13 protein-coding genes and 2 pseudogenes are annotated in these 14,335 nt (G+C 54.6%); 11 read left to right on the top strand and 4 right to left on the bottom strand.

All coding sequences use genetic code 11. From position 1 onward, the window contains the following. Nucleotides 1-124: 124 nt before the first annotated feature. A protein-coding gene (locus AC0XWG_RS16145) for an IS1 family transposase (RefSeq protein WP_223216367.1) occupies nt 125-822 on the top strand; the annotation gives its coding sequence in 2 pieces (ribosomal slippage) (nt 125-374 and nt 374-822; 699 coding nt in all). Here the strand turns inward: AC0XWG_RS16145 and AC0XWG_RS16140 are convergent. From AC0XWG_RS16140 to AC0XWG_RS16130, 3 genes and pseudogenes are all read right to left on the bottom strand, one after another. Continuing rightward, nucleotides 757-2,028, bottom strand: a complete 1,272-nt coding sequence (locus AC0XWG_RS16140; protein ID WP_475680825.1) for a tail fiber/spike domain-containing protein — start codon at nt 2,026-2,028, stop codon at nt 757-759. The two genes, AC0XWG_RS16145 and AC0XWG_RS16140, sit on opposite strands and share 66 nt — an antisense overlap. A gap of 57 nt (nt 2,029-2,085) precedes the next feature. After that, nucleotides 2,086-4,379, bottom strand: a pseudogene (locus tag AC0XWG_RS16135) (host specificity factor TipJ family phage tail protein); the annotation flags it as partial. Then, nucleotides 4,325-4,495 (bottom strand): hypothetical protein, encoded by a 171-nt coding sequence (locus tag AC0XWG_RS16130; protein ID WP_164881361.1) that lies wholly within the window; start codon nt 4,493-4,495, stop codon nt 4,325-4,327. The pseudogene AC0XWG_RS16135 and the gene AC0XWG_RS16130, both read right to left, overlap by 55 nt. A gap of 421 nt (nt 4,496-4,916) precedes the next feature. On the opposite strand from AC0XWG_RS16130, the gene AC0XWG_RS16125 reads away from it, so the two are divergent. The 3 genes and pseudogenes from AC0XWG_RS16125 to AC0XWG_RS16115 all read left to right on the top strand — a co-directional run bounded on the left by AC0XWG_RS16125 (nt 4,917) and on the right by AC0XWG_RS16115 (nt 6,754). After that, nucleotides 4,917-5,069 (top strand): DUF1317 family protein, encoded by a 153-nt coding sequence (locus AC0XWG_RS16125; RefSeq protein ID WP_128348905.1) that lies wholly within the window; start codon nt 4,917-4,919, stop codon nt 5,067-5,069. 135 nt (nt 5,070-5,204) lie between these two features. Then, the gene (gene xisR / locus AC0XWG_RS16120) at nt 5,205-5,414 is read left to right on the top strand and encodes an excisionase family protein (RefSeq protein WP_128348908.1); all 210 of its coding nucleotides are present in this window, start codon (nt 5,205-5,207) and stop codon (nt 5,412-5,414) included. 45 nt (nt 5,415-5,459) lie between these two features. Then, nucleotides 5,460-6,754: pseudogene (locus AC0XWG_RS16115) on the top strand (tyrosine-type recombinase/integrase). A gap of 26 nt (nt 6,755-6,780) precedes the next feature. Here AC0XWG_RS16115 and fliE read toward each other — a convergent pair. Beyond that, nucleotides 6,781-7,095: a flagellar hook-basal body complex protein FliE gene (gene fliE, locus AC0XWG_RS16110; protein ID WP_028019587.1), complete on the bottom strand. Its 315-nt coding sequence runs from the start codon at nt 7,093-7,095 to the stop codon at nt 6,781-6,783. Between the two features lie 228 nt (nt 7,096-7,323). Between fliE and fliF the strand changes: the two genes are divergently transcribed. From fliF to fliL, 7 genes are all read left to right on the top strand, one after another. Further along, nucleotides 7,324-9,003, top strand: coding sequence for a flagellar basal-body MS-ring/collar protein FliF (gene fliF, locus AC0XWG_RS16105; RefSeq protein WP_028019588.1), 1,680 nt, complete (start codon nt 7,324-7,326; stop codon nt 9,001-9,003). Further along, nucleotides 8,996-9,994 carry a flagellar motor switch protein FliG gene (fliG, locus tag AC0XWG_RS16100; protein WP_008500327.1) on the top strand — a complete coding sequence of 333 codons (999 nt, stop codon included), beginning with the start codon at nt 8,996-8,998 and terminating at the stop codon, nt 9,992-9,994. Before fliF ends, fliG begins: the two co-directional genes overlap by 8 nt. Next, nucleotides 9,987-10,694, top strand: a complete 708-nt coding sequence (fliH, locus tag AC0XWG_RS16095; RefSeq protein ID WP_028019589.1) for a flagellar assembly protein FliH — start codon at nt 9,987-9,989, stop codon at nt 10,692-10,694. The genes fliG and fliH overlap by 8 nt, the downstream gene beginning before the upstream one ends. Beyond that, nucleotides 10,694-12,064, top strand: a complete 1,371-nt coding sequence (gene fliI, locus AC0XWG_RS16090; RefSeq protein WP_475680824.1) for a flagellar protein export ATPase FliI — start codon at nt 10,694-10,696, stop codon at nt 12,062-12,064. The genes fliH and fliI overlap by 1 nt, the downstream gene beginning before the upstream one ends. A gap of 21 nt (nt 12,065-12,085) precedes the next feature. Beyond that, a complete protein-coding gene (gene fliJ, locus AC0XWG_RS16085) occupies nt 12,086-12,529 on the top strand; it encodes a flagellar export protein FliJ (protein WP_006811155.1) in 444 nt (147 codons plus the stop codon). Further along, the gene (gene fliK, locus AC0XWG_RS16080; RefSeq protein ID WP_128348904.1) at nt 12,526-13,755 is read left to right on the top strand and encodes a flagellar hook length control protein FliK; all 1,230 of its coding nucleotides are present in this window, start codon (nt 12,526-12,528) and stop codon (nt 13,753-13,755) included. Before fliJ ends, fliK begins: the two co-directional genes overlap by 4 nt. A 106-nt stretch (nt 13,756-13,861) precedes the next feature. Beyond that, a complete protein-coding gene (gene fliL, locus AC0XWG_RS16075) occupies nt 13,862-14,332 on the top strand; it encodes a flagellar basal body-associated protein FliL (protein ID WP_028019592.1) in 471 nt (156 codons plus the stop codon). Nucleotides 14,333-14,335: the final 3 nt, after the last annotated feature.

Genomic DNA, 14,335 nt, shown 5'->3' with positions numbered 1-14,335 from the left:
CTCCGGATAAATTGTCTCATGGTACCCATTTATTCTTGGGCTAAAAGCAAATGCCCCTAACTGGTGGGTGGTAATGGTGCCAACTTACTGATTTAGTGTACGATGGTGTTTTTGAGGTGCTCCCGTGGCTTCCATCTCCATCAGTTGTCCCTCCTGCTCAGCTACTGAAGGCGTGGTGCGTAACGGTAAAAGTACTGCCGGACATCAGCGCTATCTCTGCTCTCACTGCCGTAAAACATGGCAACTGCAGTTCACTTACACCGCTTCTCAACCCGGTACGCACCAGAAAATCATTGATATGGCCATGAATGGTGTTGGATGCCGGGCAACCGCCCGCATTATGGGCGTTGGCCTCAACACGATTTTACGTCACTTAAAAAACTCAGGCCGCAGTCGGTAACCTCGCGCATACAGCCGGGCAGTGACGTCATCGTCTGCGCGGAAATGGACGAACAGTGGGGCTACGTCGGTGCTAAATCACGTCAGCGCTGGCTGTTTTACGCGTATGACAGGATACGGAGGACGGTTGTGGCGCACGTCTTCGGTGAACGCACTCTGGCCACACTGGAGCGTCTTCTGAGCCTGCTGTCGGCCTTTGAGGTCGTGGTATGGATGACGGATGGCTGGCCGCTGTATGAATCCCGCCTGAAGGGAAAGCTGCACGTAATCAGCAAGCGTTACACTCAGCGAATTGAGCGGCATAACCTGAATCTGAGACAACATCTGGCAAGGCTGGGACGGAAGTCACTGTCGTTCTCAAAATCGGTGGAGCTGCATGACAAGGTCATCGGGCATTATCTGAACATAAAACACTATCAGTAAGTTGGAGTCATTACCCTGGTGGGTTACCCTCCACCCCTGCGCTACACCGTCAAAACGGTAGTCAGCGCCACCAACATCAAAGCAAACACCACCAGATCGACTACCTTCGATGTGCAAGTATACATCTGTGCCGACGTGCAAACGTGAGTTACCGTAATCTACAGTGCCATCTTTCATTTTTCCGTTAGCGCTCAGGAAATTTACCGCAATTGATTGAGAGTTTGAGTGACGAATATTATCTACCGTGATATCCCAGCATTGGCCCCATAACTTCACCTGATAGAAACTCTCTGAACCGTAGTTTATAAACCTCAACCCTATCAATCTTGGGTTCGTTATAAACTCATTAAACACAATTCCATGATCTAGCAGGCTTCCGGTAAACGTGAACAAACCATGGCCGATAAAACCGTAAGTCACATGTAATTTATGATCAACACCACCACCATCACCATTAAAAGTGATTCCATCAGGACCGAATTTTATTTGATTGCCTGCCCCCGCATACTCTAACTTCGTATCTCCAGTACTAGAGAATACAACTGGACGGGTAAACCATAAAGTTGATGAATGCTTGAACCACCCTGATGGAAATTCGAGAGTTACTGGTCTTCCATTATGTTCAGTATTAGTTACGGAGTTGACAGCAGCTACCATATTTATCATCTGAGCAGTAACATCACTACCTGGTGTATATAGGTCAGGAAGATAATCAGCAGCGTATATCACGTCACCGCTGCGTTTTCGTGAACGATCCAGTTCATCAGCTACTGTACCATCACGATATCCAACCAAGGTTGCTTTACCGTCTGAAAGCAAATCGCTTCTCAGGGAAGCATCTCCAACAGATATCCATTTCCCTAGACCAACACCGCCAGTAGACTCAGGGGTAGAGCCAGCTGGTACATTTTTTGGGAAAGATGCATCCCAACGGTAATACTCACCCGTAGCTTCAAGGCGCAAAACTTGGTTAGGTAGAATGAGATTGTTGCCGTTTTCGAAGCTGTCGAGTGTAATGTACCCAAAAGCTGAAATAGCCTGTTGAGCTACCCAGCGCAAACCCTCGATTGTGTAATGTTTTTTGCCGAATCTGTCTTCATATTCATACTGAAGTGAGGTAACAAACTCATCAATTTTCCCAGCGTTAAATTTCAAATCGCGAGGTGATTCACTTGGTACTGAATCTTGTGTTGGTTGCGTAGCCATATTGATTCCATAAAAAAACCCGGCACGGTGGCCGGGTTCGGTTGGTCGGGGAAGGTCTTATTGGTAGATGGCGTCGCTGTATTCCGCGACGGTCAGAGATACCGTGTTATCTGTGTTCGGTTTGATGCTGTTGACCGTCCATAGCTGGCTGTCCAGTTCCTCTACTGTCGCAATGAGATAGCGAGAAGGAAGCTGCACGGTGTCTCCGTTCCAGATGTTGAGCTGTATGTTTGGTATTGCCGCGGTGAAGCCTTATTTAGTATCGCTACGGGCCGTTGCCGGATAGCGCAGGGTCGGGTTGCCCTCACTGTCAGTGACAAGCGCATACATCGAGCCAGTAAACGCGATCGGCTCACTGGTATCGAAGTTATTCCCGGCGCGGCCAGTGATGTAACCATCCTGCTGGTTGCTGTCGTAGATGTCCGGCATCTGAATGACACTTCCGACCTGGATAATGCCGTCCTCGAACACTTTGGCGTTCATCTTCACCCGTGAGTAAATCAGGCGTTTTGTTTCGCGCAGCGCACGTTCACGAGCCTGATACTCATTACGAAAGCCGACTGTCTCCAGCTTGTTCGGGTTCTCCGCTTCTTGTTCGACGATAGCACCGTTGAGCACGCGGTAGTTGATGTACGTCTTGTTGTTCGTTGTCGGGTGGACATAAGACACCTGCACGCCGTCATAGCCGCCAGGAAGAGTGGCTTCGTACGTAATTTTGTACTCGTCAGTCTTCATGTTTACCCGGTTGAATGCTGCCGCCGGATAATCCACTTTCTGGTCACGGGTAAACGTCAACACTCCATCATCCCAGTACGCCACGACAGACGCTGCATTACAGATGGCCTGCACGCGGTCGCCCAGCGAATCGTTCTCGTCGTCAAACGTGTAGTCGAAGTAACCCAGACGCTCATCAGTCAGGCTTTCAGCAATCGAATACAGCCCGTACAGGTCAATGCTGTTGACCGACTGCTCTCCCATCATCAGCCAGGTGTGCGCCACCGCATCGGCGAACGAACGCGAAGGCCGCAGAGTATAATCCACGGTCTGAGTATTCAGATCGTATGTAATGGTGTGACGTGTCACCAGAGCATTGTACTTGCGGTCACGACTTCCCAGAGCGTTCTCTGTCGCCCTAACCTTCACGCGGACAAGTGTATCGGTGGGATGGACAACGTTTGTGCGCACGTTTACGGCGTGGATCTCTTCCAGTTTGAGTATCGATGCGTCACCAGAGTTATCCGTGCGCTGCAGGTTAATGGCGTACTTCCCGAATCCACCTGTCGGTATAATCTTGTCCGTACGATAGAACATCTCGCTGTCCTGTTTGTGCCATGTTGTCTGCTGAAATATCAGCGTCTGCTGGGTGCCAGGGATCATGTTGTAGTCGTCGTCTATTTTCCACAAAACGACTTTCCAGTTTGTCTGCTTCTTGGGCCCGAGGCTGCTTTGGGTATGGATCCACAATTCTGTTGATTCCACGGGAGAAAAGAACGGCCCGACTACAAGCGCCTCATTATCGTTCAGCACGAATGTGGTCGTGTTTATCGTTGCGCCAGCAGGAATATCAGGAGGACCGTCCAGATCTCCCATCGTGAACGTATACCAGCGAACCGGATTTATCACCGCGCCGTCGTTTGTTTCTACAGCAGAAACAAGTGTCCCTGAAAACGTGGCATCAGTCGTTACCGACCCGGATGCGGTTGCATACGTCACGTTGATAGTGAACGTTACAGCGTGAGGCAGAACCAGGCCCATGAAATAATCGAACTCAGCCTGTTTAACGATTTTCATCGCTATCTGACCACCGGCATACGTGCCGCTGACCACGGTGTTTGCCGTCGCAGTTTCGACAGGGAATGACTCGCCCTGGTTCGCGCCAGGAACTTCCTGACCATCGACATCATCGAAGCTGTAACCTTCGTTAATCGCCGGAACAACCTCTCCCGGCTGAATGAACTGGTATTCGGCCCCGCCATACTTCCAAGACTTGATTCTGAGTAGCGCACAGACTCGTAATTGTACTTTCCGATCCCGATACACATCCATTCAGTCACGTATTTCTTACCGCCGTCACGCACGCCCGTGCTGATGTATTCAAACAGTGATTCCTGAATCAGATCGGGGAATGAACGCACCTGGCCGTAGATATCCGGCTTGGCTTTGTAGACGCGAGCTGTGTTTGTCTGTCCGGTCAGACTATTGTTCGGTGAGTCGACGGTATTGCCGCCAGTGTTGGTGATGGCCGGTTTCGGTGCCAGAAACGAAAACACCTGTCCCACTACTTTGAAGATCGGACTCAGAATATCGCCGACGATGCCCTTTGGCTGGTCGAATAACCGAACTCCTGATAGAGCCGCTGGCGTTTGGTATTACTGGTGCCGTTAAACAGCATTGAGAGGTTTTTATTCCGCTCCCTCTCAGTGCTGGAGTTACTGGCGCGCTGTTGTTTCATTTCGCTTTCGGTCACGATGTCCTCCGTCAGCGCGATCGCACCAACATGCCGGTGATTTTTTGTGGTGAATGCAGTACTCGGTAGCGGGTAACTGCCTGCACAAGTTGGTTATTCACAGGAAGTCCTCCCATCCCTCACGGCTGTTCCAGTGCGGCGTTTCCTGCTCAGCACGTCCACGCTTAGCCAGCGGGTTAACTCGGGCGTTTCTAATCCATACCCTGAAAGCGGAATTCCAGTCGATCAGCAGCGTGCCGCGGGAAAGGCAGTGAAATTGGTGAAGAGATTGACGGAAGCAAAGTGTGGGATTTTGTCCGCGACAGGAAGATCTCCCAGGTAGCCAAATACTGCGAAGGCGACGTTGGGCGCGTGCGAGAAATTTATAAACGCCTCAATTTCACCGAAGAAGTCTAACTCATCAGGCTTGAGGTGCATCGTTATGACTCACGCTCACGACGACATCAGGGTTAGCACACTGTGCCTTCCCTTCATTGGTAACGGATGGCTAATGCCATGGGGTGAAGTGGTCAGCAATCCATTAAAGGCGCAGCGGCTCGCTGAGGAATATCGGGAAAGGCAGGAGGCGGCATGATTCATTTTCACGGCGGCCCTATTACGCCGGACACATGCGCCCTGAAGGCATGGAAAGGCAGGCACGCTTTCATCTCCTTCGCCAACCCCGGCCAATTAGCCCTGGCCAGCGAAGTCACCCAGTCTTTCGCGCTGGATAACCGAAGAAAAGCTCGTCGAGATTACCGGCCTTCGCCCGGGCACTATCGAGCGGGCCCGAAAAAAATGCTGGATGGTCGGCCGGAAATACCTTCACGTCTCACCTGACGGCGTGCCGAAGAAAAACAGCGAATGCATGTACAACCGCAAAGCTGTCGACCAGTGGGTTGAGAGTATGTCAAAGAAACAGCCGGGTGCGCGCCAATGAAGATCCGTTTATGCTTAGCAGGCTCTTGGACGTCAGGAGGGAATAATGGCTAAGTCAGCATACCCAACAGGCGTGGAGAATCATGGCGGTACGCTCCGCACATGGTTCATCTATAAAGGCAGCCGGGTGCGTGAAAACCTCGGCGTGCCGGATACACCAAAAAACAGAAAGGTCGCTGGCGAGCTGAGCGCGTCGGTGTGCTTTTCGATTAAAACCGGCAACTTCAACTATGCGGCCCAGTTCACGGACTCGCCGAACCTGAAAAGGTTTGGGGTGGAGAGTAAGGAAATTACCGTGCTTGAGCTGGCGAACAAGTGGCTTGAACTGAAGCGCATGGAGATCAGCACCAGCGCGATGTCACGCTATTCATCTATAGCGCGCAACATGGTGCCACGTATCGGCGGGGACAGGCTGGTTTCTGCGGTGACCCAGGAAGACCTACTGTTTATCAGGAAGGAATTGCTTACCGGTTATCAGACGCTGAAGGCTGGTCACAAAACACCAGTTAAGGGACGGACAGTCAGAACGGTCAACAACTACATGAAGACCATGGCTGGCATGTTCAAGTTCGCTGCTGAAAGCGGTTATGTGAAGGTTAGCCCGTTCAACGGGATCGCCCTTCTAAAGCGCTCACGTTGCGAACCTGACTCGCTAACGCGAGATGAGTTTGTCAGGATGGTAAATGCCTGCACCACCCAGCAGCTGAAAAACATGTGGTCGCTAGCCGTATACACCGGCGTGCGCCACGGCGAGCTTGTGTCGCTGGCCTGGGAAGATATCGACCTGAAAGCAGGAACGATGATGATCCGTAGAAACCACACGTTAACGAAGGAGTTCACCCTTCCGAAAACAGAGGCTGGAACGGACCGCATCATTAATCTTATTCAGCCGGCGATCGACGTGCTGAAGAGCCAGGCCCAATTAACACGCCTGGGTAAGCAGTATCAGGTAGAGGTGAAACTACGTGAGTATGGCCGCACCGATGTGCATCCGTGCACGTTCGTGTTCAACCCGCAAATCGGATTGCGTAAAGGCCGTGCAGGGCATCATTACGCAGTGGGATCATTAACCAGTCTTGGGAAGCGGCAATGCGACGTGCCGGGATTCGCTATCGCAGAGCATACCAGTCCAGTCACACGTATGCATGCTGGTCGTTGGCTGCCGGTGCTAACCCGAACTTCATCGCGAAGCAAATGGGCCACACCGACGCGCAAATGGTTTACCGGGTGTACGGATCCTGGATGGCTGAAAATAACCAGGACCAGGTACTCATCCTCAACCAGAAATTGAGTGAGTTTGCCCCATCCATGCCCCACGCTGTGGGATCGGATGGTTATTAATAATAAATATCATTAGGTTAGATAACCTAAACCTGCATCCCCATCACTTCCTGGTAAGCCGACACCAGTTTGTTACGCACCTGGATCCCCATCTGCAGGGACACTGAAGCTTTTTGCAAATCGGTCATCACATCATTCAGGGCCACACCCGGTTCACCAAGGGTGAACTTCTCTGCCTGGGTCCGTGCGGCGGTCTGGGTATCGCTGATACGGTCAAGAGCGGCATGCAGTTGCCCTGCAAAGCTGATGCTCGGCTGTTGTTCTGCCACATTCTGATTACGGGCCGTCATCGCCGTTGCCTGCAGCTGACTGATTACCCCTTCAATACCCTGTATAGCCATGACTCTCCCCTGGATGGTTTTTTACGCGGTCAAGACTAACAGCTTGTCAATAAGATAATGGCGGTAAATAGCGTGAAAAAACCAGGTTATTTGACGCATAGAAAATCACGAATCATCAAATAATGGCAGGGCCATCAATATGGAACTTTTGTCGTGTTTGCCGACCCGGGAGTCAGTTTTGTTTCTCTACACGAATAACGTAAACCACCAGGATTTAAGAGGTGCGCAATGAGTGCAACAGCATCGACAGCGCCACAAAATAAATCACTCGAGTGGATGAACCGCCTTCGCGCGAATCCTAAAATCCCGTTGATCGTGGCAGGCGCTGCCGCAATTGCGATCCTTGTAGCGATGGTCCTGTGGGCGAAAAGCCCTGATTACCGGACGCTCTACAGTAACCTTTCCGATCAGGATGGCGGTGCCATCGTCACCCAGCTTACCCAGATGAACATCCCTTATCGCTTTGCCGATAACGGGGGGGCACTTGAGGTTCCTGCGGATAAGGTGCACGAACTGCGTCTGCGTCTGGCGCAGCAGGGGCTGCCGAAAGGTGGCGCAGTCGGTTTTGAACTACTGGATCAGGAAAAATTCGGTATCAGCCAGTTCAGCGAGCAGGTGAACTACCAGCGTGCGCTGGAAGGCGAACTGGCTCGTACCATTGAAACATTAGGCCCGGTGAAAAGCGCCCGTGTGCACCTGGCGATGCCTAAACCTTCTTTATTTGTCCGCGAGCAGAAATCACCTTCCGCCTCCGTTACCGTGAATCTCGAACCTGGCCGCGCGCTGGACGAAGGGCAAATTAGCGCGGTGACGCATCTCGTCTCCAGCGCTGTCGCCGGTCTGCCACCGGGTAACGTGACGCTGGTTGACCAGAGTGGTCATCTGCTGACGCAATCCAATACCGCCGGTCGCGATCTGAATGACGCGCAACTGAAATATGCCGCGGATGTTGAAAACCGTCTCCAGCGTCGTATTGAAGCGATCCTCGGTCCGGTTGTGGGCAACAGTAACGTGCACGCGCAGGTGACCGCGCAGATCGACTTCTCTAATAAAGAACAGACCGAAGAGCAGTACAGCCCGAACGGTGATGCCGCTCAGGCGGTGATGCGTTCTCGCCAGATCAATTCGAGCGAACAGTCTGGGGGGGCATACCCTGGCGGTGTTCCGGGTGCGCTGTCTAACCAGCCTGCCCCTGCTAACGCAGCACCTATTTCTACACCTCCGGCAAACCAGCAGAACGGTCAGCAAAATAACCAGCAGACTACGTCAACGGCCAATAATGCCGGTCCGCATACCAGCAGTCGTAACGAAACCACGAACTACGAAGTGGATCGGACGATTCGCCACACTAAACTGAACGTGGGCGATATTCAGCGTCTTTCTGTTGCGGTAGTGGTGAACTACAAGACGCTTCCAAATGGCAAACCGCTGGCGCTGACAGCCGAGCAGATGAAGCAGATCGAAGACCTGACCCGTGAAGCAATGGGTTACTCCGAGAAGCGTGGCGATAGCCTCAACGTGGTGAACTCACCGTTCAACGCGGTGGATGAGACCGGTGGTGAATTGCCGTTCTGGCAACAGCAGGCGTTTATCGATCAGCTAATGTCCGCGGGACGCTGGCTGCTGGTGCTGATTGTCGCGTGGCTGCTGTGGCGTAAAGGCGTTCGTCCGCAGCTCCAGCGTCGAGCTGAAGCCGAGAAAGCCGCTCGCGAACAGATGAGCGCGCGTCAGGAAGTGGAAGAAGCGGTTGAAGTACGCCTCAGCAAAGATGAACAAATGCAGCAACGCCGTGCTAACCAGCGCATGGGCGCTGAGGTGATGAGTCAGCGCATTCGCGAAATGTCAGATAACGATCCGCGCGTCGTGGCGCTGGTCATCCGCCAGTGGATGGGTAACGAACATGAGTAATACGCTTACAGGCACCGATAAAAGCGTCATCCTGTTGATGACCATTGGCGAAGATCGCGCGGCAGAGGTGTTTAAACACCTCTCCCAGCGAGAAGTGCAAATTCTCAGTGCGGCCATGGCCAACGTGCGTCAAATCTCCAATAAACAGCTGACCGAAGTGCTGTCGGAATTTGAGCAGGAAGCCGAACAGTTTGCCGCGCTCAACGTCAACGCCAACGACTACCTGCGCTCCGTGCTGGTCAAGGCGCTGGGCGAAGAGCGTGCTGCCAGCCTGCTGGAAGATATTCTGGAAACGCGCGATACCGCCAGCGGTATCGAAACGCTCAACTTTATGGAACCGCAGAGTGCCGCCGACCTTATCCGCGACGAGCACCCGCAGATTATTGCCACCATCCTTGTCCACCTCAAACGTGGTCAGGCAGCCGATATTCTGGCGCTGTTCGAAGAGCGTCTGCGCCACGATGTGATGCTGCGTATCGCGACCTTCGGCGGCGTGCAGCCAGCCGCACTGGCGGAGCTGACAGAAGTACTGAACAACCTGCTCGACGGTCAGAACCTCAAGCGCAGCAAAATGGGCGGCGTGAGAACGGCGGCGGAAATCATCAACCTGATGAAAACCCAGCAGGAAGAGGCGGTTATTACCGCAGTACGCGAATTCGACGGCGAGCTGGCACAGAAAATTATCGACGAGATGTTCCTGTTCGAAAACCTGGTCGAAGTGGACGATCGCAGCATCCAGCGCCTGCTCCAGGAAGTGGACTCCGAGTCGCTGCTTATCGCCCTCAAAGGTGCCGAGCAGCCACTGCGCGAGAAGTTCCTGCGCAACATGTCTCAGCGTGCGGCAGATATCCTGCGCGACGACCTTGCCAACCGTGGCCCGGTACGTCTGTCTCAGGTGGAAAACGAACAGAAAGCGATCCTGCTTATTGTTCGTCGTCTGGCGGAAACCGGCGAGATGGTGATTGGCAGCGGAGACGACACCTATGTCTAATGAGATGCCGTGGAAGCGCTGGACACCGGACGATCTGGCACCTCCCCTCTCCGAATTCACGCCAGCGGTGGTATCGCCCGTGGAGCTCGACCCGGACGCTGAGCAGCCCGAACTGAGTGAAGAGGAGCAACAAGCACAGATGCTGGCTCAGCTGCAAATGCAGGCGCACGAGCAAGGCTACAATGCTGGTCTGAACGAAGGCCGACAGAAGGGCCACGAGCAAGGGTATCAGGAAGGTCTGGCGAAAGGGTTAGAGCACGGTATTGATCAGGCGCGTCAGCAGCAGGCCCCGATCCATGCCCGCATGCAGCAGCTGGTCAGCGAGTTCCAGCACACGCTGGATGCGCTGGACAGCGTGATTGCCTCACGACTGATGCAGATGGCGCTGGAAGCCGCGCGTCAGGTTATCGGCCAGACGCCGGTGGTGGATAACACTGCGCTGATCAAACAAATTCAGGGGCTGCTGCAACAAGAGCCGCTGTTCAGCGGTAAGCCTCAGTTGCGCGTTCACCCGGACGACCTGCAGCGCGTGGAAGAGAGCCTGGGGGCGACGCTAAACCTGCACGGCTGGCGTCTGCGCGGCGACCCGTCGTTACATCACGGCGGCTGCAAAGTCTCTGCCGATGAGGGTGACCTGGATGCCAGCGTGGCTACCCGCTGGCAGGAACTGTGTCGCCTTGCGGCACCGGGAGTCGTCTGATGACCGCACGCCTCACCCGCTGGCTCACCACGCTCGACAACTTTGAGACGAAGATGGCGCAACTGCCATCTGTTCGTCGTTATGGGCGACTGACGCGCGCCACCGGGCTGGTACTGGAGGCCACCGGCCTGCAGCTTCCGCTGGGTGCGACCTGCGTCATTGAGCGTCAGGATGGTCTGGAAACGCGCGAAGTCGAAAGCGAAGTGGTCGGTTTTAACGGCCAGCGTCTGTTTCTGATGCCGCTTGAAGAGGTGGAAGGCATTCTTCCCGGCGCACGCGTATACGCCAAAAACATTATCGGTGATGGACTGCAGAGCGGGAAACAGCTGCCGCTTGGCCCTGCCCTGCTGGGCCGCGTGCTGGACGGCAGCGGTAAACCGCTTGACGGTCTGCCTTCACCGGACACTACGGAAACCGGCGCACTCATTACTCAGCCCTTCAACCCCCTGCAACGAACGCCTATTGAGCATGTGCTGGATACCGGCGTGCGTCCGATCAACGCCCTGCTGACTGTAGGTCGTGGACAACGTATGGGCCTGTTCGCCGGGTCTGGCGTGGGGAAATCCGTCCTGCTCGGCATGATGGCACGCTACACTCAAGCCGATGTTATCGTCGTGGGTCTGATCGGCGAGCGTGGGCGAGAAGTTAAAGACTTTATCGAAAACATTCTGGGGGCGGAAGGTCGCGCCCGTTCGGTGGTCATCGCCGCACCGGCAGATGTCTCGCCGTTATTGCGTATGCAGGGTGCAGCGTATGCCACCCGTATCGCCGAAGATTTCCGTGACCGCGGCAAGCACGTGCTGCTGATCATGGATTCCCTGACCCGTTACGCGATGGCACAGCGTGAAATCGCGCTGGCTATTGGTGAGCCTCCGGCGACCAAAGGCTACCCGCCTTCGGTATTCGCCAAGCTCCCTGCTCTGGTAGAACGTGCAGGGAACGGCATCAGCGGCGGCGGCTCCATTACCGCGTTCTATACGGTACTGACCGAGGGAGATGATCAGCAGGACCCGATTGCCGATTCCGCGCGTGCGATCCTTGACGGTCACATTGTGCTGTCGCGTCGTCTGGCCGAAGCCGGGCACTATCCGGCCATTGATATTGAAGCCTCTATCAGCCGCGCAATGACGGCGCTGATAACCGAGAAGCACTACGCCCGCGTGCGTAATTTCAAACAACTCCTCTCCAGCTTCCAGCGTAACCGCGATCTGGTCAGCGTGGGGGCGTATGCCAAAGGCAGCGACCCGATGCTCGACAAAGCGATTAACCTGTGGCCGCAGCTGGAGGCGTTTTTGCAACAAGGCATTTTTGAACGTGCCGACTGGGGAGATTCAATTCAGGCACTGGAGCTGATTTTCCCGCAGGTGTAACACAGGTGGAGGGCGAAGGTTATGGCGCAAAACAGCGCGTTATCAACGCTGAAAGATCTGGCTGAAAAAGAAGTTGATGATGCCGCATTGCAGCTTGGCGCAATGCGACGCGGGTGCCAGCAGGCTGAAGAACAGTTGAAGATGTTAATCGACTATCAGCATGAATATCGCACCAACCTCAATACCGATATGACACAGGGCATTGGCAGTCAGCGCTGGATTAACTATCAGCAGTTTATCCAGACGCTGGAGAAGGCGATAGAGCAGCATCGCCAGCAGCTTAACCAGTGGACCCAGAAAGTGGATACCGCGCTGAATTTCTGGCGCGAGAAAAAACAGCGGCTGCAGGCCTGGCAAACCTTACAGGATCGGCAGATTGCAGCCTCGACCCTGGCGGAAAACCGTCTGGATCAGAAAAAAATGGATGAGTTTGCCCAGCGCGCATCAATGAGGAAACCGGAATGATCACACTGCAACAACTGCTGATGAGCGACAGCGACCTGTCAGGCGGCACGCTGACAGGGAAAGGCACTGACGGTGCGCAAGACTTTCTCTCTCTGCTGGCGGGCGCCCTGACGGATGCAACCGGCAAAGGCAAGGATGCGCCACTGACCCTGGCTGACCTGAAAGCCGCCGGCAGTAAGCTGTCAAAAGTTGCTCAGGACGCCAGGGGCGATACCACGCTGCAGGCTAAAATAACGGACCTGCTCTCGCGTCAGGGTGTGCTGAATAGCGATGAAGCGTCCTCAACCACGCCGCTGGAAACGCTGGTCTCCGGACTGACGCCGCTTTCAAAGGGAGATGCCCTGAAGACCCTGAATACAGCCAGCAAAGATGACAGCAAAAGCGAACTGAGCGAAGAAGAACTGGCAGGTTTGAGTGCGCTGATGGCGATGCTCCCCCACCAGCAGACCAGCACAGCTCACGCGGCAGGCACTGACGGTATTACCGCGAAGTCTGTTCTGAGTTCAGCGACGCTTGCACAGAATGGCGCGGGACAATCGTCCCAGAACACCCCGCTGGCAGGCCATGATAAAGCCCAGCTTTCTGCGTCGTATCAGAGTCAGGGCAAACACAGCGACCCTGTTCTGCCTGACAACGCGCCCGCGACACCGGCTGTAACCGCTGCCGTGGAGAAACAAGAACTCGCCAGCGCGTCGTCTTCAACATCGCCGACCGCAACCCTGGCGCCAGTGATGTCCAGCCACGCGACCAGCCAGCCGGCCGCCACCGTTGCCACTGCGCCGGTGTTAAGCCAGCCTCTGGGAACTCACGAATGGCAGCAATCCCTGAGCCAGCACATCACGCTGTTCACTAAGCAGGGACAACAGACAGCGGAGCTGCGTCTGCACCCGGAAGATCTGGGTCAGGTGCAAATTTCGCTTAAACTGGATGATAACCAGGCGCAACTGCAGATGGTCTCGGCGCACAGCCACGTGCGTGCAGCACTGGAAGCAGCCCTGCCGGTACTACGGACATCGCTGGCTGAGAACGGTATTCAGCTTGCGCAGAGCAGCGTCAGCAGTGAGAGCTTTGCCGGGCAGCAGCAGTCCTTCTCCCAGCAGCAACAGCAGGCTTCGCGTTCCGGTAATACCGGCGGATTTAATGAAGAGAGTGATGAGATACTGCCTACCCCTGCCGCCCTGCAATCCGCAGCACGTGGCAACAGCGCCGTAGACATCTTCGCCTAAACGCCAGAGGTAACGTGATTATCCCCGTCTTTTCCACGCTTTGACGTCGGCAGGACACGGGATAATCACCTTATTAAGCTGTACCGAAACAGGAAGCTCGTATCAGATGACTGACTCCGCTATCACCAAAAAAAGTAAGCGTTCCATCTGGATCCCGCTGCTGGTGTTGATCACGCTCGCCGCCTGCGCCACCGCGGGCTATAGTTACTGGCGTATGCAGCAGGAACCTTCGACCGCTGCGGCCAAAGCCGAACCAGCACCACCGCCGGCACCGGTATTTTTCCCTCTCGATACCTTCACCGTGAATCTCGGTGATGCGGATCGTGTGCTGTATGTCGGTATTACGCTGCGCCTGAAGGATGAGGCCACGCGTGCGCGCCTGAATGATTATCTTCCTGAAGTGCGTAGCCGCCTTCTGCTGCTGTTCTCTCGTCAGGATGCTTCGACGCTGGCCACCGATGTCGGCAAGCAAAAGCTGGTCGACGCCATTAAACAAACGCTGGCGACCCCGCTGGTAAACGGCCAACCTAAGCAGGAAGTCACTGACGTTCTGTATACAGCCTTCATTCTGCGGTAACGA

The organism is Enterobacter sp. DVT3837 (assembly GCF_056238685.1).
This window is presented reverse-complemented; position numbering and strand designations above follow the sequence as displayed.